Source organism: Mesorhizobium sp. LHD-90 (assembly GCF_030929505.1).
GTDB lineage: Bacteria > Pseudomonadota > Alphaproteobacteria > Rhizobiales > Rhizobiaceae > Kumtagia.
The window spans coordinates 256767-278776 of the sequence record NZ_JAVFVV010000005.1 but is presented as its reverse complement, the minus strand read 5'-3'; the positions used below and the strand labels follow the sequence as shown (position 1 = coordinate 278776).

General features: G+C 65.0%; 21 protein-coding genes. 7 read left to right on the top strand and 14 right to left on the bottom strand.

The window, feature by feature from the left end; genetic code table 11:
* Nucleotides 1-85 precede the first annotated feature (85 nt).
* From RB623_RS09115 to RB623_RS09075, 9 genes are all read right to left on the bottom strand, one after another.
* A complete protein-coding gene (locus RB623_RS09115) occupies nt 86-811 on the bottom strand; it encodes a nucleotidyltransferase family protein (protein ID WP_308056461.1) in 726 nt (241 codons plus the stop codon).
* Nucleotides 808-2316, bottom strand: coding sequence for a tRNA (adenosine(37)-N6)-threonylcarbamoyltransferase complex ATPase subunit type 1 TsaE (gene tsaE, locus RB623_RS09110; protein ID WP_308056460.1), 1509 nt, complete (start codon nt 2314-2316; stop codon nt 808-810). The genes RB623_RS09115 and tsaE overlap by 4 nt, the downstream gene beginning before the upstream one ends.
* Nucleotides 2317-2321: 5 nt before the next feature.
* Nucleotides 2322-4871 (bottom strand): ATP-binding protein, encoded by a 2550-nt coding sequence (locus RB623_RS09105; protein WP_308056459.1) that lies wholly within the window; start codon nt 4869-4871, stop codon nt 2322-2324.
* Between the two features lie 203 nt (nt 4872-5074).
* Nucleotides 5075-6475 carry an adenosylhomocysteinase gene (gene ahcY / locus RB623_RS09100; protein WP_308056458.1) on the bottom strand — a complete coding sequence of 467 codons (1401 nt, stop codon included), beginning with the start codon at nt 6473-6475 and terminating at the stop codon, nt 5075-5077.
* A 147-nt stretch (nt 6476-6622) separates the two neighbouring features.
* The gene (locus tag RB623_RS09095; RefSeq protein ID WP_308056457.1) at nt 6623-6922 is read right to left on the bottom strand and encodes an HPr family phosphocarrier protein; all 300 of its coding nucleotides are present in this window, start codon (nt 6920-6922) and stop codon (nt 6623-6625) included.
* The gene (locus tag RB623_RS09090) at nt 6919-7320 is read right to left on the bottom strand and encodes a PTS sugar transporter subunit IIA (RefSeq protein WP_308056456.1); all 402 of its coding nucleotides are present in this window, start codon (nt 7318-7320) and stop codon (nt 6919-6921) included. The genes RB623_RS09095 and RB623_RS09090 overlap by 4 nt, the downstream gene beginning before the upstream one ends.
* 331 nt (nt 7321-7651) lie before the next feature.
* Nucleotides 7652-8116, bottom strand: coding sequence for an HPr kinase/phosphorylase (locus tag RB623_RS09085; RefSeq protein WP_308056455.1), 465 nt, complete (start codon nt 8114-8116; stop codon nt 7652-7654).
* Nucleotides 8117-8400: 284 nt separating this feature from the next.
* Nucleotides 8401-10185, bottom strand: a complete 1785-nt coding sequence (locus RB623_RS09080) for a sensor histidine kinase (protein WP_308056454.1) — start codon at nt 10183-10185, stop codon at nt 8401-8403.
* Between the two features lie 20 nt (nt 10186-10205).
* On the bottom strand, nt 10206-10907 hold the full coding sequence (locus RB623_RS09075) for a response regulator transcription factor (RefSeq protein ID WP_308056453.1): 702 nt from the start codon (nt 10905-10907) through the stop codon (nt 10206-10208).
* A gap of 646 nt (nt 10908-11553) precedes the next feature.
* On the opposite strand from RB623_RS09075, the gene RB623_RS09070 reads away from it, so the two are divergent.
* The 7 genes from RB623_RS09070 to RB623_RS09040 all read left to right on the top strand — a co-directional run bounded on the left by RB623_RS09070 (nt 11554) and on the right by RB623_RS09040 (nt 18683).
* Nucleotides 11554-12339: an SDR family oxidoreductase gene (locus RB623_RS09070; RefSeq protein ID WP_308056452.1), complete on the top strand. Its 786-nt coding sequence runs from the start codon at nt 11554-11556 to the stop codon at nt 12337-12339.
* 132 nt (nt 12340-12471) lie between these two features.
* A complete protein-coding gene (locus RB623_RS09065; RefSeq protein WP_308056451.1) occupies nt 12472-13578 on the top strand; it encodes an aminotransferase class I/II-fold pyridoxal phosphate-dependent enzyme in 1107 nt (368 codons plus the stop codon).
* Nucleotides 13579-13592: 14 nt separating this feature from the next.
* Nucleotides 13593-14858, top strand: coding sequence for a cysteine desulfurase-like protein (locus RB623_RS09060; RefSeq protein ID WP_308056450.1), 1266 nt, complete (start codon nt 13593-13595; stop codon nt 14856-14858).
* A 244-nt stretch (nt 14859-15102) separates the two neighbouring features.
* A complete protein-coding gene (locus RB623_RS09055) occupies nt 15103-16713 on the top strand; it encodes a phosphoenolpyruvate carboxykinase (protein WP_308056449.1) in 1611 nt (536 codons plus the stop codon).
* 158 nt (nt 16714-16871) lie between these two features.
* Nucleotides 16872-17309 (top strand): alternative ribosome rescue aminoacyl-tRNA hydrolase ArfB, encoded by a 438-nt coding sequence (arfB, locus tag RB623_RS09050; RefSeq protein WP_308056448.1) that lies wholly within the window; start codon nt 16872-16874, stop codon nt 17307-17309.
* Between the two features lie 136 nt (nt 17310-17445).
* Complete coding sequence (lysM, locus tag RB623_RS09045; RefSeq protein ID WP_308056447.1) at nt 17446-17964, top strand: peptidoglycan-binding protein LysM; 519 nt, start codon at nt 17446-17448, stop codon at nt 17962-17964.
* A 101-nt stretch (nt 17965-18065) separates the two neighbouring features.
* Complete coding sequence (locus tag RB623_RS09040) at nt 18066-18683, top strand: alpha-ketoglutarate-dependent dioxygenase AlkB (RefSeq protein WP_308056446.1); 618 nt, start codon at nt 18066-18068, stop codon at nt 18681-18683.
* Nucleotides 18684-18752: 69 nt separating this feature from the next.
* Here the strand turns inward: RB623_RS09040 and coaA are convergent, their stop codons facing one another.
* Genes coaA through RB623_RS09015 form a run of 5 tightly spaced genes read right to left on the bottom strand, consistent with a single transcriptional unit; the run spans nt 18753 to nt 22003 of the window.
* Nucleotides 18753-19712 (bottom strand): type I pantothenate kinase, encoded by a 960-nt coding sequence (gene coaA / locus RB623_RS09035; protein ID WP_308056445.1) that lies wholly within the window; start codon nt 19710-19712, stop codon nt 18753-18755.
* Nucleotides 19713-19734: 22 nt separating this feature from the next.
* Nucleotides 19735-20058 (bottom strand): phosphoribosyl-ATP diphosphatase, encoded by a 324-nt coding sequence (locus RB623_RS09030; RefSeq protein ID WP_308056444.1) that lies wholly within the window; start codon nt 20056-20058, stop codon nt 19735-19737.
* Nucleotides 20059-20068: 10 nt separating this feature from the next.
* The gene (hisF, locus tag RB623_RS09025; RefSeq protein ID WP_308056443.1) at nt 20069-20863 is read right to left on the bottom strand and encodes an imidazole glycerol phosphate synthase subunit HisF; all 795 of its coding nucleotides are present in this window, start codon (nt 20861-20863) and stop codon (nt 20069-20071) included.
* Nucleotides 20860-21498 (bottom strand): Uma2 family endonuclease, encoded by a 639-nt coding sequence (locus RB623_RS09020; RefSeq protein ID WP_308056442.1) that lies wholly within the window; start codon nt 21496-21498, stop codon nt 20860-20862. The genes hisF and RB623_RS09020 overlap by 4 nt, the downstream gene beginning before the upstream one ends.
* Nucleotides 21440-22003, bottom strand: a complete 564-nt coding sequence (locus RB623_RS09015; RefSeq protein ID WP_308056441.1) for a Uma2 family endonuclease — start codon at nt 22001-22003, stop codon at nt 21440-21442. Before RB623_RS09015 ends, RB623_RS09020 begins: the two co-directional genes overlap by 59 nt.
* Between the last annotated feature and the right edge of the window lie 7 nt (nt 22004-22010).

Genomic DNA, 22010 nt, shown 5'->3' with positions numbered 1-22010 from the left:
GCAGGTCGCAACATGTCGGATTCGCGACTTGCAGCCTAACGTCAACTCGGCCCGCATCAAAGCGGCAACGGACCAGGCGCCAGGGTTATGCCCGCTCTCCACGCGCCCTCCTCACCGCCTCCTCCGCCGGCGCGATGGCATCGGGCGTGCCGACGGTGATCCAGCTCCCCTCCAGCGGCATGCCGAAGAAGCGGCCTACCGCGATGGCGTCGTCGAAATAACGGTTCAACGAGGTTTTTTCGATCCGTTTGCCGGCAAAGAGTTTTGGATGAGCGATGGCCGCGCCGGCATAGATGAAGCCGGACAAGGCACCGGCGGCACGCCTCAGCAGGCCATCGGAGTCGCGCAGGAAATCGATGCCACCGCTGTGGCCCGTCGCCGAAGCGAGATCGGAGAGCATGATCAGAATATCCATGCGTTCTTCGTCCCACGCCTCGGCCAGCCGCGTCAGGTTGGGCGCGCCGCGATCGATCCAGAACGTGTCGGCGTTGAGGATGAAGAACGGCTCCGGCCCGAGCGTCTCAAGCGCCTTCACAATGCCGCCGGCCGAATCCAGCAATCCGTCGCGCTCATCGGAAATGACGACTTTCGGCCTTTGCCGCGAGGCGACATGCGCGACGATCTGGTCCGGCAGGTAGTGGACGTTGACCACGGCCGTCTCGACGCCCGCCTCGGCAAGACTGTCCAGTCCCCAGTCGAGCAAGGTCTTTTCGGCAACCTTGACGAGGGGCTTCGGCATGGTGTCGGTGATCGGCCGCATGCGGACGCCAAGCCCGGCGGCCAGCACCATGGCTGTCTTGGGAGCCGTCATTTGTCCTCCGCGAGCAGGCCGTGCGCTGTATAGAGAGCGGCGACCGGCGCCAGCGCCGGATGCACCAGCGCCCGGCGCAGATACGCCCGAATGCGTGGCAAATGCCTTAGATAGGCCGGCTTGCCGTCACGGCGATCCAGCCGCACGAAAATGCCGAGGATTTTTGTGTTCCGTTGCGCCGCGGTGATCGCGTAGGCCTCGCAGAAACCGGCCTCGTCGAAGCCGCCCGCCGCGCGCCGCGCCGCGACATAGGCGGCGACCGTCGCGCGCTCGACGTCTTCCGGCACGGTGACGCGGGCGTCCATGGCCAGCGAGGCGACGTCGTAGGCCGACGGGCCGATCATGGCGTCCTGAAAGTCAAGAATGCCAAGACGGTCGAACCCTTTGCGCTTCGGCCGCCAGACGATGTTGGGCGAGTGGAAATCGCGCAGCACGATGCCGCGCTCGGCGCGGTCGAGGTGATCGAAGACCACATTCCAGGCGCCGGCGAAGTTTTCGCGCAGGGTAGCGTCGGCGGGCCTGCCCGTCTTCCACGGCACGTACCAGTCGATCAGCAGCTCGACCTCGATCGTCAGCGCGTCGCGGTCGAAGGGCGGCACGTCGTGAACGATGCCGGGCGCGACGTCGAGCCGGTCGGGCCAGGGCTTTCGATGCAGCATCGCCAGCAATTCCCCGGCGGCGGCGTAACGGCTGGCGACGGGCCGTCCTTCGGCGTCCAGAAAACGGCCGTCGCCGAGATGCTCCAGCAGCAGGAAACCTTTGTCGAGCTCGGAGGCCAGCACTTCGGGGGCGGCGATCCCTCGCTCGCGCAGCGCCTTGTCCATGGCGACGAAGGCCGCAACGGTCTGGGCGGTATGCGCGATCACCGCATAGGGTTTGCCGTCCTTCACCGGCGGACCGAGCACCAGACGCGGCGAGTTCATCAGCACGCGCGGCGGCTGATTGTCGGCGTAGACGGTCTCGTAGGCGCGCGCCGAGGCGTCGCCGGGAAACGGCACGCGGCGCGCCTCGCCATAGCCGGCGGCGCCGAGAAAATCGCGGATGGCGAGCGAATGGGCGAGGCGGTCGAAGGCCGGACCTGAACCGGACAGGACCGCACGGCGGCCATCGCCTTCGTGCCGCAACTCCACCCTGACGGTGGCGGCAGGCAGGCGGTTCTCGGCGCGCTCCGGCCATTCGACCAACGCAGCCCCCTCGGCCAATGCCTCATCGAAGCCGAGCTCATCCAGTTCCGCAGGCGAGCCGAGGCGGTAGAGGTCGAAATGGGCCACCGGCACGCGCCCCTCGTAGTTCTGCACGAGGGTGAAGGTCGGGCTCGGCACTTCGAGCTCGGGATCGCCGGCACTGGCGCGGATCAGCGCGCGCGCCAGCGTCGTCTTGCCGGCGCCGAGATCGCCGGCAAGCGCCAGCACGTCGCCGGGTTTCAGCGCGGCCGCCAGATCCTCGCCGAGCCGCGCGGTGGCGGCCTCGTCCGCGAGGAAGCGCTCGAGCGAAAGGTCCGTCATGAAACCTATTCAGCCGCGGCGCGGACGCCCGACGGGACGAACGGAAACAGGCAGATAACGGTGGTGCCCGCTCCCGCGCCGGTCTCGATGCGGACCGAGCCGCCATGCAGCTCGACAAAACTCTTGACGATCGACAGACCGAGCCCCGCGCCGCGCTTGCGTCCGCCGTTGATGCGCGGCTCGAAGCGTCGGAACACCGTGTCCAGCACTTCCGGCGCCATGCCGGGGCCGTCGTCATGCACGGAAAACTCGACACCAGCGTCGGTGCGGCGGCAGGCGAGCTTTATCGTGCTCGATTCCGGCGCGTAGTTCACAGCGTTGCTGAGCAGGTTGTAAAGGATCTGGCGGATGCGCGTCTCGTCGCCATGGATGGTGGCGGGGCCCTGCGCTGTGTCGATCTCCAGCCTGATCGAATGCTCCTCCAGCCGCTCGGCGACCAGATCGGCGGCGGCGGCCAGCGTGCGGTCGATGCGCACCTCGGAGATTTCCAGCTCCATGATGCCGGCGTCGACGGTGGCGAGGTCGAGGATGTCGTTGACGACGGTGAGCAGCACCGCGGATGATGAGCCGATGTGCTCGACATATTCGCGCTGGCGCGGCGTCAGCGGGCCGGTGGAGGGGAGCGACAACAGCTCGGTGAAGCCGATGATGTTGGTGAGCGGCGAGCGCAGCTCATAGGAGACGTGCTGGACGAAATCGTTTTTCAGCCGGTCGGCCCGCTGCAGCGCGTCGTTCTTGTCGAGCAGGGCTCGCTCGACATTCACGCTGTCGGTGACGTCTACGAAGGTCATCATCACCTGGCCGTTCGGCAGATGGATGATGGCATAGCGCAGCACGACGCCGCTCTTCAACTCGGCCTGGCCGTGGCGGTCTCGGCGCTCGTCGTCGAAGCCGGTGACGGCGGCGGAAAAATCGCGCCACGGATTGTCGACGGCGAGTGCGTCGCACCAGAGCTGAACGGCGGAGATGTGCATCTTCTGCGCGACAATGTCGGGCGGCAGCTTCCACAGCGCGGTGAAGGCGGGATTGGCCAGCCGGATGCGGCCATCGGGGCCGAACACGGCGACGCCCTCGGCGAGATTGTCGAGCGTCTCGCCCTGCACGCGCACCGCCGTGTTGTAGCGGCTTTCGAGATTCATGCGCTCTGTGAGGTTCTCGAATATCCAGGCGACGCCGCCGTTGCGCTGCGGATTGGCGACGACGCGGACGGTACGGCCGTCGGGCAGGTGCCACCAGTGCTCCTGCGACTCGACGGCGCGGTAGGCCTCGAGCAGCGTCTCCTTCCAGCGTCGCCACTCCGGCTGCTCGGCGATCTTGCCGTCGCTGCGCAGGCGGTCGAGCAGCAGCGCGTTGTCGGGGGCGCTTTCGAGGAAGTTGACGTCGAGGCCCCACAGCTTCTGGAACGCCTGGTTGAAGAAGCGCAGCTTCTCCTTGGTGTCGAATATCGCCACCGCCGTGGTCAACTGGTCGAGCGTGTCGGCGTGGCTGCGCACGGTGCGCTCGAACTCGTCGCGGATGGTCTGCACGCCGCTGATGTCGACGGCGAGCCCGGCCGAGCCTTCGCCCGCGGAAAAGTCGGTCACCGCGAAAACGCGGCGATCGCCGCCGACCACGGTGGAGGCCGTCTGGTCGAAGACGCGGCTCTTCTGGTGATGGGTGGCGATCGATTCGCGGGTGATCGTACCGAGGAACTCCTTGGCGTCGCGCACGGCATCGCCGCCGCTCGGACTCTCGACGGCGTCGGCATAGGCGCGGTTCACCCATTTCAGCCGACCGTCGCCGGCGCGCAGCCAGAACGGCATCTTCAGCGCGTCGATCAGGCCAAGCATGATGTCGTAGTCGGCGGCCAGGCGCTGGTTTTCCAGACGCAGCCGCGCCTGCACGCGCAGGTTCTCCGACAGGCTGGTGAAGCGCACGATGACATGCGAGGCGGTCTTGCGGCCCTGCACCTCCAGCGGCACGCCGGTGTTGGTCTCGACAGTCAGGTCGAACTGCACCGCCTTCTCGCGCAGCGCGATGATGGCGTGGTCAAGTGCGGCGGCGGACCGCGGCATCAGCCAGCGGCCGAAGGCCAGGAAAGCCGAGCGGTCGTCCGGGGCGCCGGTCTCGGCCGGCAACGCGCCGACCAGATCCGCCTTCTGACGGTCGCTGGCCCAGACGACGAGACGCTGGTCGCGCAGGTTGAGCAGGGCGTCGGAACGCTGCACGGCGGCGTTCAGATCGGCGACACGGGCCCGCAACTCGACATTTTCCGCGGCGGTGCGGGTGCGCTCGCGGATCATCACGATGGCCGAAATCATCGCTGCGCCGATGATGCCGGCGAAGACGGCGAGCTGGATGACCTCGACCGTGTTGACCGAAATCCCCATGCCCTGCGATTGCGCAAGCGCCGGCATCAGCGGCAGGCAGGCCGACATGGCGGTGGCGCCGAGCAGAACGGCAACCGCCCTGCCGGCACGCAAACGGCCGCTCCGCCGCATGGCGCCGTCAGTCCCCGAATCGCTCGACAGGCCCGTGCCGGCCTCGTACCCGGGACGCGGGTTTACCCCCTGCATTTCCTGTTCCTCTCCGCCGCCCGAATGCAAAGCCGCCGCGAACCCGCCTCTCGGTTCGACGGCCGAAACGGCCGTAAGCGTCGCGAATCATGTCCACCATACAAGCTCGGCGATTCGCCGTGAAGAAGATTGCGCGCCAAAAACAAAGCCGGACGGAAGTCAATCCGCCCGGCTCAATATATTGTGTATTGGTTAACGAAAGATCAGTATCTGTAGTGTTCGGGCTTGAACGGTCCCTGTGGCGTCACGCCGATATAGGCGGCCTGCTCGCCGCTGAGTTCCGTCAGCGTGGCGCCCAGCTTTTCGAGGTGCAACCGAGCGACCTTCTCGTCGAGGTGTTTGGGCAGCACATAGACCTTGTTCTCATACTGACCGGGCTTGGTCCACAATTCCATCTGCGCCAGCACCTGGTTGGTGAAGGAGGCCGACATGACGAAGCTCGGATGGCCGGTGGCGTTGCCGAGATTGAGCAGGCGGCCTTCCGACAGCAGGATCATGCGCTTGCCGTCCGGGAAGGAGATCATGTCGACCTGCGGCTTCACGTTGGTCCACTTCAGGTTGCGCAGCGACGCGACCTGGATCTCGTTGTCGAAGTGGCCGATGTTGCCGACGATCGCCATGTCCTTCAGCTTGCGCATGTGGTCGAGCGTCAGCACGTCCTTGTTGCCGGTCGCGGTGATCACGATGTCGGCGGTCGAGATCGCGTCGTCCATGGTGACGACCTCGTAGCCGTCCATCGCGGCCTGCAGCGCGCAGATCGGATCGGCCTCTGTGACCTTGACGCGGGCGCCGGCGCCCTTCAGCGAGGCGGCCGAGCCCTTGCCGACGTCGCCATAGCCGGCGACGATCGCCACCTTGCCGGCCATCATCACGTCGGTGCCGCGGCGGATGCCGTCGACCAGCGATTCCTTGCAGCCATATTTGTTGTCGAACTTCGACTTGGTGACCGAGTCGTTGACGTTGATCGCCGGGAAGGGCAGCAGGCCCTTCTTCTGCAACTGGTAGAGGCGGTTGACACCGGTGGTGGTTTCCTCCGTGACGCCGCGGATCGCCTCGCGCTGCTTGGTGAAGAAGCCCGGAGAGGCCTTCAGGCGCTTCTTGATCTGGGCGACGAAATATTCCTCCTCCTCGCTCTGCGGATTGGAGAGCACGTCCTCTCCCGCCTCGGCGCGGGCGCCGACCAGGATGTACATGGTGGCGTCGCCGCCGTCGTCGAGGATCATGTTGGTGAGGCCGCCATCGGCCCACTGGAAGATCTTGTCGGTGTAGTCCCAATAGTCTTCCAGCGACTCGCCCTTGACGGCGAAGACCGGGATGCCGGCGGCGGCGATTGCCGCGGCGGCGTGGTCCTGGGTCGAGAAGATGTTGCAGGAGGCCCAGCGGATGTCGGCGCCGAGCGCCTTCAGCGTCTCGATCAGCACGGCGGTCTGGATGGTCATGTGCAGCGAACCGGTGATGCGCGCGCCCTTGAGCGGCTTGGCTTCACCGAATTCCTCGCGCGCGGCCATCAGGCCAGGCATCTCGGTTTCCGCGATCTCGAGTTCCTTGCGGCCCCAGTCCGCGAGAGCAAGGTCGGCGACCTTGTAGTCCTTGTTGTCCGCCATAATCAGCGCTCCGGTCAGAAATGGCCCGGGCAGGGTGCCGAAATGGGCCTGATGGGGCGCCTGACTACCAGAAAGCCGACAGGGCGACAATGGGATATAAAGAAATCTTTATACGGATATGTGTCTAGGGCATGTCGACGCGCGGCGTCAGGCTTCCTCGCCAAACTTGTCGGCGACCAGCCTGGCAAGCGCCTCGACCGCCTCGGCCGCTTCGGGGCCGCTTGCCGTCACCTGGATGCAGCAGCCGGGGCTGGCGGCCAGCATCATCAGCCCCATGATCGAGGTGCCGCCGACCGTGACGCCGTCCTTTTCGACCTCGATGGTCGCATGAAACCCGGCGGCAAGCTGTACGAATTTGGCGGAAGCGCGGGCATGAAGGCCGCGCTGGTTGACGATAAGGAGTTCGCGGCTGATCGGTCCTCCGGCCACAGCCGCTCCGCTCGTCATTTGCCGCTCAACATCTGGCTGGCGACGTTTATGTATTTGCGTCCCGCGAGCTGGGCCAATTCCAGCGCCTTGCCCATGTCGTCGGCCTTGCGGGCGCTGGAGAGCTTTATCAGCATCGGCAGGTTCACGCCGGCGATCACCTCGATGCGCCCCGGCTCCATCACCGAGATCGCCAGGTTGGACGGCGTTCCGCCGAACATGTCGGTCAGGACGATGACGCCGGCGCCGGAATTCGTGCGCTCGACGGCGTCGACAATATCCTTCCGGCGCTGCTCCATGTCGTCGTCGGCGCCGATCGAAACCGTCTCGAAGCTTTCCTGCGCCCCGACGACGTGCTCGACGGCATTGCGGAATTCCTCCGCCAACCGACCGTGCGTCACCAGCACGAGTCCGATCATTCCGTCCTGACTCCCGTCATCGGCAGTTCACGCATGGTCTCTACAATTCCTGCCGCTCGCATATATCCGGGGCGGGAGCGCCATCTTCTCCAGCAAGGAACCGTTGACAAGCCCAAAAGTGCACTGCGGTATGCCATTTTGCCGCACTCCCTAGCGGCAACTGCGACGTTGAAAGCATGTCGCGCCTTATCTGCTCCATTCTGCCGGTGACGGTTTGGGCCAAGGTCGAGGACTTCGTCGCGGGCCGGGCTGGTGGCCCGGACAAGACGAAGTCCGATGGATTTGGCCCAAACCGGCCTGACACGATGGGGCAGATAAGGCGCGACATGCTTCAGCCAAAAGGAGGAAGCGACAGCCGCGCTAGAACGGCCGGCAGCGCTGCGGGAAGATTGTGCGCCGCAAGCAGGAGTTCCGGCAGCTCGCACCCCGCAATCTCGGCACGTCGCCCCTCGTCGTATCGCGGTGCGTCACCTGCTTCGACGAGCGTGACGACCAGATCGACCACCGCCGCGCCTTCATGGGCGATCGGCAGCGGCGTCAGTCCGCGCACCTCCACCAGCCCGGCGATGGTTCTTGGCGCGAGACACACCAGCCGGTCCCCACGGGCAGTAAGCAGCACCTGATCGTCGGCCAGCAACGCGGCGTTGCGGCCCGCGGCGCGGCCGGCGGCAAGCAGCGCCAGCGCCAGCGTCGTCTTGCCCGACCCCGAGGCGCCGCGGATGAGGATGCCCCGGTCACCGATGACGATCACGGTCGCGTGGAGGTTTGGAGGAGGTTTGCTCGTCGGGCCAGTCATGGCATCGACAGTATCGGGGTGCGTCCTTCGAGGCTCGCCCGCCGAAATGTTTTGTCATTCGGTCGCCGCCATGCGGGCTCGCACCTCAGGATGAGGATGGTTGTGCCTGTATCGCCAATCTCCAAAATCGCAGGCCCGTCCATTGAAGACGGCATGCGCGTCTTGTGTTGTCGCCGGCGGTCAGCGATGCCGGCACGCCCTTCCTCATCCTGAGGTGCGAGCCCGCACGGCGACGGAATCCTTGACGCCAGACCCTCATGGGCGAGCCTCGAAGGACGCAACCACTATCCTTCCGCCGGCAGCGACATGACAAAACGCGCGCCCCGAACCTCGCCGGGTTTTGTACCAGGAATGTTTTCCGCGGTCAGGCGGCCGCCATGCGCCTCGGCGATCTGGCGGCTGATCGACAGGCCGAGCCCGGAATTTTGCCCAAACGCCTCGCTGGACGGGCGGTCGGTGTAAAAGCGCTCGAAGATGCGGTCGATGGCGTCAGGGCGGATGCCGGGGCCGTTGTCCTCGACGGTGACAACCACGAACTTTCCGGCGCGCGACAGGCCGACGACGATATGGCCGCGCTCCTCCGGCACGAAGGAGCGGGCATTCTCGACCAGATTGGTGATGACTTGGCCGAGGCGCAGGTCGTGGCCGGTGACGAAATAGCCCTTGACGCCTTGAGGCAGCCGGGCCGGCTTGAACTCGATGGTCACCTTGCGCTTGTGGCGCGTCCCCTCCTGCGCCACCGAAACGAGCTCGGCGATCAGCTTCTTGAGATCGACGGTGCTGGCATCCTCGCGGGCGAGTTCGGCGTCGAGGCGCGAAGCGTCGGAAATGTCGGAGATCAGCCGGTCGAGCCGGCGCACGTCATGCTGGATGATCTCCATCAGCCGGCCGCGCGACGCCTCGTTCTTGGCGATCGGCAAGGTCTCGACGGCGCTGCGCAGCGAGGTCAGCGGGTTCTTCAACTCGTGCGCCACGTCGGCGGCGAAACTCTCGATCGCCTCGATGCGAGCGTAGAGCGCATTGGTCATGCCGCGCACCGCGACCGAAAGATTGCCGATCTCGTCCTGGCGGTCGGAGAAGTCCGGGATTTCCTCGCGGCTCTTGACGCCGCGCCGCACCCGAACCGCCGCTGCCGACAACCTTCGCAGGGGGTTGGCGATGGTGGAGGCGAGCAGCATGGAGAGGATCGCCATGACCAGCGCGGCGACGCCGAAGACGCGCAGGATCGCCTTGCGTTCGGCCGCGACGATCTTGTCGATGTCGCCGCCCTCCGTCGACAACATCAGCACCCCGAGCACGGCGCGGAAACGCTGGATCGGCACCGCCACCGAAACGATCTCCTCACCCTTCTCGCTGACGCGCACCACCGTGGACGGACTGCCGGTGAGGGCATTCATGACCTCGGGGAAAGCCGCGCCGTTGCCGCCCGGCTGCTCGCGATAGATCGGCAGCTCGGTGTTGCGGAACAGGTCGAAGACGAACTTCTCGATGCGGTCGAAGACGTCCGGCTCCTCGACGTCGACCGGAGGCAGATCGTAGCGGAGGATCTGGCCGCGCGAATAGAGGTGGCGCGAGTCGAGCAGCAGGTTGGCGTCGCGGTCGTATATGCGGGCGCGGGTACGCGTCGGCGAGATCAGCCGCTTCAACAGCGGCGCGACGCGCTCGGGATTGATCGGGAAGTCGAGATTGTCGAGCTGGTCGGTGCCCGGCCCGATGCTCTCGCCCGCCTGCATTTCCAGCAGCTTTTCCGGATCGATCGAGATGGAGTCGGTCTCGACCGTGGCCGACGAAGCGATGGCGCCGGCGATGATCTCGCCCTGCGTCATCAGGCTTTCGACGCGGGCGTCGATCAGCCCGTCGCGAAACGTGTTCAGGTAGAGGATGCCGGCGACGAGCACGGCCAGGCCGGCCAGGTTGAGGAACAGGATGCGGCGCGTCAGGCTGGAGAAGACGTGGTGGCCGAGAAACCGGCGCAGCGGCACGGTGACCACGCCCAGCGCACGGCCAAAAAAACCGCGCGGCCGCTTCACAGCGGCCGCCGGTTTTTCAAGCTGCAAGTCTATCGCCATCCTGCTCCGGTCCCGCCGGCTCAGGCCTCGCGGAAGCGGTAGCCCACGCCGTAGAGCGTCTCGATCATCTCGAAGTCGTCATCAACAGCCTTGAACTTCTTGCGAAGCCGCTTGATGTGGCTGTCGATGGTGCGATCATCGACATATACCTGCTCATCATAGGCTGAATCCATCAGCGCGTCACGGCTCTTGACGACGCCGGGGCGCTGGGCCAGCGAATGCAGGATCAGGAATTCGGTGACGGTAAGCGTCACCGGCTCGCCCTTCCAGGTGCAGGTGTGGCGCTCCTGGTCCATGACAAGCTGGCCGCGCTCCAGCGATTTCGCCTGCTGGCTCGGGGCCTTGGCGGCGGCGTCGCGGGCGCTGGCGCGGCGCAGCACGGCGCGCACGCGCTCGACGAGAAGCCGCTGCGAGAACGGTTTGCGGATGAAATCGTCGGCACCCATCTTGAGGCCGAACAGTTCGTCGATCTCGTCGTCCTTGGAGGTCAGGAAGATCACCGGCAGGTCGGTCTTCTGGCGCAAGCGGCGCAGCAATTCCATGCCGTCCATGCGCGGCATCTTGATATCGAGGATGGCGAGGTTCGGCGGCCGGGCCGCGAATCCCTCGAGCGCGGACGCTCCATCGGTGTAGGTCTCGACACGGTAGCCTTCGGACTCCAGTGCGATCGACACCGAGGTCAGGATGTTGCGGTCGTCGTCGACAAGCGCGATCGTTGCCATTTCAAGCGGCTCCCTCATGTGCGGGCGTCCCTTCCTGCATCAAGAAGAGGCTATTGGCGGACAAATTGAGTACAAAATGTGGCACGGCTTCTGTTCCTGTCACAGCAAACACGCTGGCACAACCCCCGGGCAAATGCCGCGATGTTCCAGCAACGCATTGGCCGCGCGACGGTTTCGCGCCGAAATTGCTTGCGCGGATGCTGCGGAAGTACCCGTCAGGTCTGCGATTCCCGCTTCCTGGAGGAACAAGACCAGCGACCGAAGCCGCAAGCCGGGCCGTGCGGCAATGACGAGCCAAGCAGGCGCCGAGGACATGGAGAACTCATGATTCCAGCAGCTTGGACCGGATTCAGCCTGGAAGGCCGAAACAGAGGTCTGGTCACGGAGCTTCCCGTGGCCGTTGTCGCTCCGTAGTCCCATTTGACGGTTTCTACCGCGACCTCAGAAAGCCGTTCCGAAAACAATCCCAACGACGGCGCAGCGACCGGAAGCCTGGCTCGAGGCGTCACGATGTCGTGAGCGCCAGCCGGAACGGGCCGGATTCGCCAGCAGGCGGTAAACCCCGCTCCGAGCCTCTCAGCAATGCTGGGAGATGACGGCGACGGCCGATATGCTAGAGAAACGCGCTCCACGCAGGGGAAAAAGCATGAGTGAATTCGACGGCAAGGTTGCGCTGATCACCGGAACGACCGGCATCGGGCTGGCGACGGCGAAGCGCTTGGCAAGCGCAGGCGCAAACATCGTCGCCTGCGGCATCGACCGCAAGGCGAACGCTGCCATGCAGGCGGATTTCGAGCGAGCCGGGTACGCCGCCCTGGTGCTGGAAACCGACGTGTCGGTTCCGCAGGCGGTCGAGGACGCAGTGGCGCAGGGTGTGCGCCGCTTCGGCGGGCTGGACATCATCGTCAATTCGGCGGCGGTGCATCCCTACGGCACAGTGCTCGACACCGCGTTCGACACCTGGAACCGGGCGATGGCGGTGAATGTCGGCTCGATCTATCTTACCGGGCGTTTCGGCATCCCGGAAATGGTCAAGCGGGGCGGCGGCGCGATCGTCAATGTCTCCTCCGTGCAGGGTTTCGCCTCGCAGCAGAACGTCGCCGCCTATGCGGCCACCAAGGGCGCGATCCACGCGCTGACCCGCGCCATGGCGCTCGACCACGCCCGCTCCGGCATCCGGGTGAACTCGGTCAGCCCCGGCTCGGTGCGCACGCCGATCCTCGAAAACGCCGTGCGGGTTTCGGATGGCAAGGACGCCGACATCGCCGCGGCGTTCAAGCGTTTCGGCGACGCGCATCCGATCGGACGGATCGGCGAGCCGGAGGAACTGGCCGAACTGATCGCCTTCCTGTGCTCGGACAGGGCCGGCTTCTGCACCGGCGCCGACTACAAGGCCGACGGCGGGCTGACCGCCGGCATCGGCGTGCGATAGGGCACCCCGGCTTGGGCCTCGGAGCATTTCCTGACGGGCCATGCCGTCAGCCGCGCTTGCGGAACGGTGGCTGCTCCAGCTAACACCGTCGCAGCCGCGGTCCTCTGGCCGCGCGGGCCTGAGGGGGCGCCGATGAACTACGCCAGAATGGTGATCGAAAAGGAAGCGCCGGAGGAATACGGCTACGAGCGCATCCGCTTCAATCTCTCCGAAAGCTCGATCGCCGACCGAAAACTTTCGGATTTCGGGTTTTCGCTTCCAGATTTGACGCTGTATTACGGCGAACATCGCGGAGAACCGGAGCTTCGAAAACTGATCGCCGCGCAGGATGCGGGCATTTCGGCAAGCGACGTGCTGGTGACGGCGGGAGCAGCCGGAGCGCTGTTCATCATCGCCACGACGCTGCTTTCTGCCGACGACCATCTCATCGTGGTGCGCCCCAACTACGCCACCAACATCGAGACGCCGAAGGCGATCGGCTGCGCGATCAGCTACATCGATCTTTCCTTCGACGACGGTTTTGCGGTGGACGTCGAGCGCATCGCCGCCGCCATCCGTCCCAACACAAAGCTGATCAGCGTCACCTGCCCGCACAATCCGACCGGCACGATGATGCGCGAGGCGGACCTCACGGCGCTGGTCGAACTGGCGGAACGTCATGGCTGCCGGCTGCTGGTCGACGAAACCTATCGCGACCTGAGCTATGGCCGCCGGCTTCAAGCTGCCGCCTCGCTGAGCCCAAGCGCGATCAGCGTCTCCTCGCTGTCGAAAGCCTTTGGCATTCCCGGCATCCGCATCGGCTGGCTGATGACGCGCGACGCCGACCTCTACGAGCGTTTTCTCGCCGCCAAGGAGCAGATCGGCATTTGCGGCAGCGTCATCGACGAGCGCATCGCCCGCGCCATGCTCGAGCAGCGCGGAGAATTCCTCGCCGCCGTAATGCCCGAGATGGCCCGGCGGCGCGACATCGTGCAGGACTGGATCGACGGCGAGCCGCTGGTCGGCTGGGTAAAACCCGAGGGCGGCGTGGTCGGTTTTCCCAGACTGAATGTCAGTCCGGATTTCGATCTCGACGCCTTCTATGTCCGGCTGCTCGAACGCCACGGCGCCTATGTCGGGCCGGGCCACTGGTTCGAGATGCCGAAGAGCTTTTTCCGCGTCGGCTTCGGCTGGCCGACGGAAGCAGAACTGCGGGGCGGGCTCGCTGCGATCTCCGCGGCCCTGCGCGACCAAGACTGACTTCAGGGGAAGACATGCCGATCGACATCGATGCCATTCGGGCGCAATTCCCTTCGCTGGCGGTGACCGACGACAATCGGGCGCGGATCTATTTCGACAATCCCGGCGGCACGCAGGTGCCGCAGATCGTCATCGACCGGATGACCGACTGCCTGATCCGCAACAACGCCAATCTCGGCGGATACTTCGCCACCTCGATCGGCGCCGGCGCGATCATGGACGGCGCGCGTTCAGCCATGGCCGACTTCCTCAACGCCGCTTCGCCCGACGAGATCGTGTTCGGCCAGAACATGACGACGCTGACTTTTTCCATGTCGCGGTCGCTCGGCCGCCGCTTCGGACCCGGCGACGAGATCGTGCTGACCCGCATGGACCATGACGGCAACGTCTCGCCCTGGCTGCTCCTGGCCCGCGACCTCGGGCTGACGGTGAAATGGCTCGACTTCAACCCCGAGACCTTCGAGTTCGACCTGCCGGATCTCGCAAAGCTGCTTGGGCCGAAGACGCGGCTCGTCGCCGTCAACCACGCCAGCAACGCCACCGGCACGATCAACGACGTGAAGGCGATCAGCCGCATGGCGAAGGAGGCCGGCGCGCTGGTCTATGTCGATTCGGTGCAATACGCACCGCATGGCAGCATCGACGTGCAGGACATCGGCTGCGATTTCCTTGTCTGCTCGGCCTACAAGTTCTTCGGGCCGCACCAGGGCATCTTGTGGGGCCGAGCCGACCTGCTCGAGGAACTGGAAGCCTACAAGGTGCGGCCGGCCGCCAGCGCCGGACCTGAAAAATTCGAGACCGGCACCCAGAGCCATGAAGGCATGGCGGGCGTCACTGCCGCGGTCGACTATTTCGCAGGCATCGGTGCGACCATGGCGAAGGAGCATCACACCCGGCATGCCGGCTTTTCCGGACGACGGCGCGACGTGCGGGCGGCGATGGATTTGCTTTTCGCCTATGAGACCAGCCTAGCGGAACGGCTCATCGACGGGCTCAAGACTCTCCCGGACGTCACCGTCCAGGGCATCACCGCGCCGGAGGCGATGGCCCGGCGCGTGCCGACGATATCGTTCATCACGCCACACCACGCGCCGCGCGAGCTTGCCGCCGCACTGGCCGGGCAGAACGTCTTCGCCTGGAGCGGCCACAACTACGCGGTCGAGGTCATCGACCGGCTGGGATTGGCGGAAAGAGGCGGCGTGCTGCGCCTCGGTCTCGCGCATTACAACACCGCCGCCGAGGTGGATTTCGTGCTCGATGCGCTGCGCCGCGTGCTGTGACGCCGGCACTCCCGACGCATCGGCCGAACTGCCGGAAATGCCTGCCCGCCGCTTGTGAAGCAACCGGAAAGCGGCGGCCGTTTTAAACGATTAAAGCGATTTCAAAATCTTTAAATCGATTAATGGTTTGATATATCTATATTTTTCTGGTTTCGAGAATTCAGCTCGAAAAGGTCGAGCGGCAGCATTCTCATATCCCGGCGCATTTCCGGGACGGCGCACACCCACCAGTTCGAGGGTAAAGATGGGCGAAATCGGCATGCGCAATCCCGCCTGCGGGATCGAGACTTTTGGCATCAGGACCTCCGGCACGGTCCATTACAATCTGCTGCGCCCCGCCCTCTACGAGGAGGCCATCCGCCGCGGCGAGGCGACTCTGACAGCCGATGGCGCGTTGGTGGCCTATACCGGCCAGCACACCGGGCGTTCGCCCAAGGACAAGTTCGTCGTCCGCGACGCGGCCACCGAGCCGCATGTCTGGTGGGACAACAACGCGCCGATGCAGCCGGCGCAGTTCGAGGCTCTACTCGCCGATTTCCTCGCGCATGCGGCCGACCGCGACCTGTTCGTGCAGGACCTGATCGGCGGCGCCGACGAGCGCCAAAACCTGCCGACGCGGGTGATCACCGAATATGCCTGGCATTCGCTGTTCATCCGCAACCTGCTGATCCGGCCCGAGCCCGAAGCGCTGGCGGATTTCCTGCCGAAGATGACGATCATCGACCTGCCATCCTTCCGCGCCGACCCGGCGCGCCACGGCACGCGCACCGAGACGGTGATCGCTGTCGACCTGACGCGCATGATCGTGCTGATCGGCGGCACCTCCTATGCCGGCGAGATGAAGAAGTCGGTGTTCACCGCGCTCAACTACCTGCTGCCGGCGCGCGGCGTGATGCCGATGCATTGCTCGGCCAATGAAGGCCCGGCGGGCGACACGGCGGTATTCTTCGGCCTCTCCGGCACCGGCAAGACGACGCTGTCGGCCGACGCCTCGCGCACGCTGATCGGCGACGACGAGCATGGCTGGGGGCCGGACGGCGTCTTCAACTTCGAGGGCGGCTGCTACGCCAAGACCATCCGCCTCTCCGCCGAGGCCGAGCCGGAAATTTTTGCCACGACACGACGTTTCGGCACGGTGCTGGAAAACGTCGTGCTGGACGAACGGCGCGTGCCGGACTTCGACGACGGCTCGCTGACGGAAAACACCCGTTGCGCCTATCCGCTGGATTTCATCCCGAACGCCAGCGCCACCGGCCGTGCCGGGCATCCCAAAAACATCGTCATGCTGACCGCCGACGCGTTCGGCGTGATGCCGCCGATCGCAAAACTGACCCCGGAACAGGCGATGTACCACTTCCTGTCCGGCTACACCGCCAAGGTCGCCGGCACCGAGAAGGGCGTGAAGGAGCCGGAGGCAACCTTCTCGACCTGCTTCGGCGCGCCGTTCATGCCGCGCCACCCGTCCGAATACGGCAATCTGCTGCGCGAACTCATCGCGCGCCACGGCGCGGATTGCTGGCTGGTCAATACGGGATGGACCGGTGGCGCCTTCGGCACCGGAAAACGCATGCCGATCAAGGCGACCCGCGCGCTGCTCGCCGCCGCGCTCGACGGCAGCCTGAACAAGGCCGCGTTCCGCACCGATCCGAATTTCGGTTTTGCCGTGCCGGTGGCCGTTCCAGGCGTCGATCCGCAGATTCTCGACCCGCGCTCGACCTGGGCCGACAAGGCCGCCTACGACCGGCAGGCCAAGCGCATCGTCGGCATGTTCATCGACAACTTCGAAAAGTTCGGGGCGCATGTCGACGCGCATGTGGCGGGCGCGGCGCCGCGTTTCAGCGAGGCGGCGGAGTAGAGCCGACATCACCCCCTTGAGGGGAGGGTCGGCGAGCAGACGGAGCGGAGCGTAGTTGGCGAGACGGGGTGGGGTCGCTTCAGAATGGAGCACTTCATCGGCAACCCCACCCCGCGCCGCCTCTTCCCTTTTTCGCGCAGGCGCGTCATGTCTGGCGCATGAACCCGGACGAGATCATCACCATCGCCGACGGCGTCGCCATCCACCCCGACGACCTGCAGGAGAGTTTCATCCGCTCCTCCGGTCCCGGCGGACAGAACGTCAACAAGGTGGCCACCGCCGTGCAGTTGCGCTTCGACGCGGCCAACGCGCGTGGCCTGCCCGAGCGCGTGCGTGTGCGTGCGATCGCGCTTGCCGGCCAGCGCGCCACCAAGGATGGCGTCATCGTCATCGAGGCGGACCGTTTTCGCACCCAGGAGCGCAACCGCGCAGATGCCCGCCAGCGGCTTGCCGCGCTGGTCGCCAAGGCGGCCGAACCGCCGCCGCCGCCGCGCAAGAAGACAAGACCGTCGAAGGGCGCCGTCGAGCGGCGGCTGAAGTCGAAAGCGGGTCGCTCGACTGTGAAAAAACTGCGCGGCAAGATCGGCGACGACTGAGCGGCGGGCAGGTTTGCGGGGGACCGGGTAATCTGTCCGCGGACGCTTCGCGGCTGCCGGCGCGCGGAAGGCTTTTCATCCTGTCCTTTCGGTGCAAAGGTTGGAGCGACACAACCGGCCATGGAGTGCCACCACGATGGGTATGTTCGACTTCGTGAAAAACGTCGGCAAGAAGCTGGGTTTCGGCGACGATGACGATGCAGCGGCGAAAGCCGAAGCGCTGAAGAAGGAACTCGATTCGCACAAGCTCGGCACCGAGAAGGTCGACGTCTCCGTGACGGGCGACAAGGTCGTGCTGAAGGGCGTGGTCAAGGACCAGTCGGTGTTCGAGAAGGCGGTGATCGCCGTCGGCAACACGCTTGGCGTATCCTCGGTCGAAGCCGAGGAGTTGAAGGTCGTTGCGCCCGAATCGGGATTGAAGCTCGAGAGCACCGACCTGACCGCCCTGGTGAAGGCCGCGACACCGGCCAAGGAGCCTGTCTTCTACACGGTCAAGAAGGGCGACAATCTCTGGAAGATCGCCGAGGCGCAGTACGGCAAGGGCAAGGGCGTCAAAAACACGGTTATCTTCGAAGCCAACAAGCCAATGCTCACGCATCCCGACAAGATCTATCCGGGCCAGGTGCTGCGCATTCCGGACATCGAAAAGGCCTGATTAGGCTCCGGTCCGGTTTCGGATCGCGAACGCCGCGGCACTTCTGATACCGTCTGACGGCCACGCCTCGAAGCGTGGCCGTTTCGTTGAAGAGAATCTCGATGCTCGTGCTGCCGAAGGGTGTCCGGCATTTGCCCGGCTTTCTAAACCATCAGTCGCAGATGGAACTTGTCGCGGCGATCCGCGAGGTCGTACGGGCAGCACCCCTCTATACGCCCACCATGCCGAAGAGCGGCAAGGAAATGAGCGTGCGCATGACCAATTGTGGATCGCTCGGCTGGGTCACCGACAAGGAATGCGGCTACCGCTACCAGGCGACGCATCCCGTGACGGGCAATCCCTGGCCGCCGATCCCAACGATGCTGCTTTCGCTGTGGAGGGATCTTTCGGCCTACCCGCACCCGCCGGAAGCCTGCCTGGTCAATTTCTATTCCGAAACCGCGAAGATGGGCCTGCACCAGGACCGCGACGAACGCGACCTTCGGGCGCCCGTCGTCTCGGTGTCGCTGGGCGACGCCTGCCTGTTCCGGGTCGGCCAGACCTCTCGCGACGGGCCTACCGTGTCGTTCCGGCTGGAAAGCGGCGATGTTGTCGTGCTTGGCGGCGAAGGACGGCTTTGCTTCCACGGCGTCGACCGCATCTATCCGGAAAGCTCGACCCTGCTGCCGAAGGGCGGGCGCATCAATCTGACGCTGCGCCGGGTGACGGCGCCGGAGTGACAACCCCGGCGCCGGCAACCCGAGTTGAGTTGCTCCAAAACCCGGTTTACCGGGCTTCCTGCTTCGGTCTCACAGTTTGCGCAGTGCGACTTCCTCGACGAAATGATCCTCGCCTTTGCGCAGGATCAGGTCGGCGCGCGGGCGGGTCGGCAGAATGTTCTCGCGCAGGTTCTTCAGATTGATGTTGTGCCACAGGCCCTCGCCGATGGCCCGCGCCGCGTCTTCCGAAAGCTGCGAATAGCGGTGGAAGAAGGAGTCCGGGTTGCGGAAGGCGGTCTCGCGCAGCCGCATGAAGCGCGCGATGTACCATTGGTGGATCAGATCCTCGTCGGCGTCGATGAAGATCGAAAAATCGAAGAAATCGGACAGGAAGGGCACGTATTTGCCGTCCTTCGGCAGATCGCGCGGCTGCAGCACGTTGAGCCCTTCGAAGATGAGAATGTCCGGCCGGTCGATGGTAACGAACTCGCCCGGCACCACGTCGTAGGTCAGGTGCGAATAGACCGGGGCGCGAACGTTGGCCTCGCCCGACTTGATCGCCGACAGGAAGCGCAAAAGCGCGCCGACGTCGTAGCTTTCCGGAAAACCCTTGCGCTCCATCAGCCCCTGGCGCCGAAGTACGTCGTTGGGGTGCAAAAAACCGTCGGTCGTGATCAGGTCGACCTTCGGGCTCGAAGGCCAGCGGCGCATCAGCTCCTTGAGCAGGCGCGCGGTCGTGGACTTGCCGACGGCGACCGAACCCGCCATGCCGATGATGAAGGGCGTCTTGCGGGCGTCCGCGGCGTTGAAGAATGCCTTGCGCTGGCGGAACAGCGCCTGGCTGGTCTCGACATGGGCGGAGAGCAGGCGCGACAGCGAAAGGTAGATGCGGCGGACCTCGTCGAGGTCGACCCGGTCCTGCAGCGAGCGCAGCCGCTCGACCTCCTCGGCGCCGAGCGTCAGCGGCGTGTCGGCGCGGAACTCGGCCCAGCGCTCGGCGGAAAAGAAACGATAAGGGGAATATTTCTCGGTCGGAGCGAATTGATCCATCTGTCCTCTCGCCGCCGACCTGTCAGCCGGCACGGGATGCCTTTTCGGCAAGGCCGGACTGGCCGGTCCTGCGCTCCAGTTCCGCCAGCACATCGGCCAGCGGCACGCCGGCGATCGTCAGCACGACCATAAGGTGATAGAGAAGATCGGCGCTTTCGGCGACAAGATCGGCCGGCTCGCCGCGCACCGCCGCGATCACCGTTTCCACCGCCTCCTCGCCCAGCTTCTTTGCCGCGCGGTCCATGCCGGCGGCGACCAGCTTTGCCGTCCAGGACGAGGAAGAATCCCCCGACGCGGCGCGCTCGGCGACGATCTTTTCCAGGTCGGAAAGCGAGAATGCGGTCATCGGCCGCCGTTTAAGCGTGTTGCAGTGCGAAGTCGAGTCGCATCGCGAGACCGGCCGCCGCCATATGCGCCTTTGCCTCCGCGATGGAATAGGTGCCGAAATGGAAGATGGAGGCGGCAAGCACCGCCGTCGCGTGGCCGTCGCGGACGCCTTCCACGAGATGGTCGAGCGTGCCGACGCCACCCGAGGCGATGACCGGTACGCGCACCGCATCGGCGACTGCTCTGGTCAGCGCGATGTCGTAGCCGGCCTTGGTGCCGTCGCGATCCATCGACGTGAGCAGGATCTCGCCCGCACCGAGGTCGACGACCTTTCTCGCGAACGCGACCGCGTCGATGCCGGTTTTTTCCCGCCCGCCATGGGTAAAAATCTCCCAGCGGTCGGCCTCGCCAGGGGACGACACCTTCTTGGCGTCGATGGCGACGACGATGCACTGGTTGCCGAACTTGTCGGCGGCCTCGGCGACGAAGTCCGGATTGTTCACCGCCGCTGTGTTGATCGACACTTTGTCGGCTCCGGCCAGCAGGAGTTTCCTAATGTCGGCCACCTGGCGCACGCCGCCGCCGACGGTGAGCGGCATGAAACATTGTTCCGCAGTGCGGGCGACAACGTCGAAGATCGTCTCGCGGTTGTCCGACGAGGCGGTGATGTCGAGGAAGCAGAGCTCGTCGGCGCCGGCGGCGTCATATGCGCGCGCCGCTTCCACCGGATCGCCGGCATCGATCAGGTCGACGAAATTGACGCCCTTGACGACGCGGCCGTCCTTGACGTCGAGGCAGGGAATGACGCGGGATTTGAGGGTCATGCGGGACGGCGCAGCTCGACGCCATCATAAAGATCGGCGAGGGGAAGTTTGACGTCGATCAAGTTCAGATGGAGAACCTGGTCTGCGCCCGCCACCTCCTCCGGCTTGGTCCACGCTCCCTGCTTGCGCGTTGATAGCCAGACTCTTGGCTCCTCATGCGACAAAATCAAATAGTAGAGAAGCGATTCGACATGCTGGTAGTCGGCCATCTTCTCCACGAAGTCGCGCCCGTACGATGATGGTGAAAGAACCTCCGCCAGCAAAAGCGGCTTCACTGCCGCGAGATCGGAGCCTTGCGAACCGGAAGACTTGTGATCGACAAAGACATCGGGATAGCGGATGCCGTCCGGCGTACGGACACCGAAATCCGCTGACCCTACGCTGAACGTCTTGCGATCAAGCTGCTGGCGAAGCGCATGAACCAGGTTGGTTGCGATCTCGACATGGTTACGCGTCACGTTGATCATCATCTCGACCACCCTCCCCCGCACGAATTCGCGCTTGCCCTCGCGCCCCTCGTTCCAGCGCAGGAACTCGTCCGGTGTAGTCGGATATTTAGACTGGATATTCATGCTCTCAATTGCCAACAACGCCGCGATACAGGGCGTCAAGGTCGACAAAGACAGGTTTGCCATCGATCCGCAGCGTAATGCGGCCGCCTTCTACAATTTCGGGTCCGGTCCATTGCCTCCGGTCATCACGGGACCAGAGCCAGGCGCGAACCTCGTCCTGCGACAGTGTGAGGTAGTGCTGCAAGGTGTCCAGGGCCAGATAGTCCCGCGCTTTCGGCCCGAAATCGTCCGCCATCGTCGATGGCGAAAGCACTTCGGCCAGGAGCAACGGCGAATTCGCGGCAAGCGCTTTCCCGTCCTTGGAAAACGCCTCCACCATAATGTCCGGAAACCGGACGCCCTCACCCGTGCGGACCCCGAACTCGGCCGCCCCCACGTCGTATTGGTCGACCCCAAGCTGGGACGCCAGTTGCACCATCAGGCGCGAAGCCAGTTGCCAATGGCGTCGCGTCACGTTGATCATCATCTCGACCACCCTCCCCCGCACGAATTCGCGCTTGCCTTCGCGCCCCTCATTCCAGCGCAGGAATTCGTCCGCCGTGGTTGGATGTCTCGACTGAATGTTCATCGGATCA

What these genes read in the sequence shown, in the direction of transcription:
- arfB (WP_308056448.1), top strand. Translation starts at nt 16,872, where the DNA reads ATGAACCCGGACGAGATCATCACCATCGCCGACGGCGTCGCCATCCAC.
- ahcY (WP_308056458.1), bottom strand. Translation starts at nt 6,475, where the DNA reads ATGGCGGACAACAAGGACTACAAGGTCGCCGACCTTGCTCTCGCGGAC.
- coaA (WP_308056445.1), bottom strand. Translation starts at nt 19,712, where the DNA reads ATGGATCAATTCGCTCCGACCGAGAAATATTCCCCTTATCGTTTCTTT.
- RB623_RS09055 (WP_308056449.1), top strand. Translation starts at nt 15,103, where the DNA reads ATGGGCGAAATCGGCATGCGCAATCCCGCCTGCGGGATCGAGACTTTT.
- RB623_RS09075 (WP_308056453.1), bottom strand. Translation starts at nt 10,907, where the DNA reads ATGGCAACGATCGCGCTTGTCGACGACGACCGCAACATCCTGACCTCG.
- RB623_RS09070 (WP_308056452.1), top strand. Translation starts at nt 11,554, where the DNA reads ATGAGTGAATTCGACGGCAAGGTTGCGCTGATCACCGGAACGACCGGC.
- RB623_RS09030 (WP_308056444.1), bottom strand. Translation starts at nt 20,058, where the DNA reads ATGACCGCATTCTCGCTTTCCGACCTGGAAAAGATCGTCGCCGAGCGC.
- RB623_RS09020 (WP_308056442.1), bottom strand. Translation starts at nt 21,498, where the DNA reads ATGGCAAACCTGTCTTTGTCGACCTTGACGCCCTGTATCGCGGCGTTG.
- RB623_RS09065 (WP_308056451.1), top strand. Translation starts at nt 12,472, where the DNA reads ATGAACTACGCCAGAATGGTGATCGAAAAGGAAGCGCCGGAGGAATAC.
- hisF (WP_308056443.1), bottom strand. Translation starts at nt 20,863, where the DNA reads ATGACCCTCAAATCCCGCGTCATTCCCTGCCTCGACGTCAAGGACGGC.
- RB623_RS09085 (WP_308056455.1), bottom strand. Translation starts at nt 8,116, where the DNA reads ATGACTGGCCCGACGAGCAAACCTCCTCCAAACCTCCACGCGACCGTG.
- RB623_RS09040 (WP_308056446.1), top strand. Translation starts at nt 18,066, where the DNA reads ATGCTCGTGCTGCCGAAGGGTGTCCGGCATTTGCCCGGCTTTCTAAAC.
- RB623_RS09080 (WP_308056454.1), bottom strand. Translation starts at nt 10,185, where the DNA reads ATGGCGATAGACTTGCAGCTTGAAAAACCGGCGGCCGCTGTGAAGCGG.
- RB623_RS09105 (WP_308056459.1), bottom strand. Translation starts at nt 4,871, where the DNA reads ATGCAGGGGGTAAACCCGCGTCCCGGGTACGAGGCCGGCACGGGCCTG.
- lysM (WP_308056447.1), top strand. Translation starts at nt 17,446, where the DNA reads ATGGGTATGTTCGACTTCGTGAAAAACGTCGGCAAGAAGCTGGGTTTC.
- RB623_RS09090 (WP_308056456.1), bottom strand. Translation starts at nt 7,320, where the DNA reads ATGATCGGACTCGTGCTGGTGACGCACGGTCGGTTGGCGGAGGAATTC.
- RB623_RS09095 (WP_308056457.1), bottom strand. Translation starts at nt 6,922, where the DNA reads ATGACGAGCGGAGCGGCTGTGGCCGGAGGACCGATCAGCCGCGAACTC.
- RB623_RS09015 (WP_308056441.1), bottom strand. Translation starts at nt 22,003, where the DNA reads ATGAACATTCAGTCGAGACATCCAACCACGGCGGACGAATTCCTGCGC.
- RB623_RS09060 (WP_308056450.1), top strand. Translation starts at nt 13,593, where the DNA reads ATGCCGATCGACATCGATGCCATTCGGGCGCAATTCCCTTCGCTGGCG.
- RB623_RS09115 (WP_308056461.1), bottom strand. Translation starts at nt 811, where the DNA reads ATGACGGCTCCCAAGACAGCCATGGTGCTGGCCGCCGGGCTTGGCGTC.
- tsaE (WP_308056460.1), bottom strand. Translation starts at nt 2,316, where the DNA reads ATGACGGACCTTTCGCTCGAGCGCTTCCTCGCGGACGAGGCCGCCACC.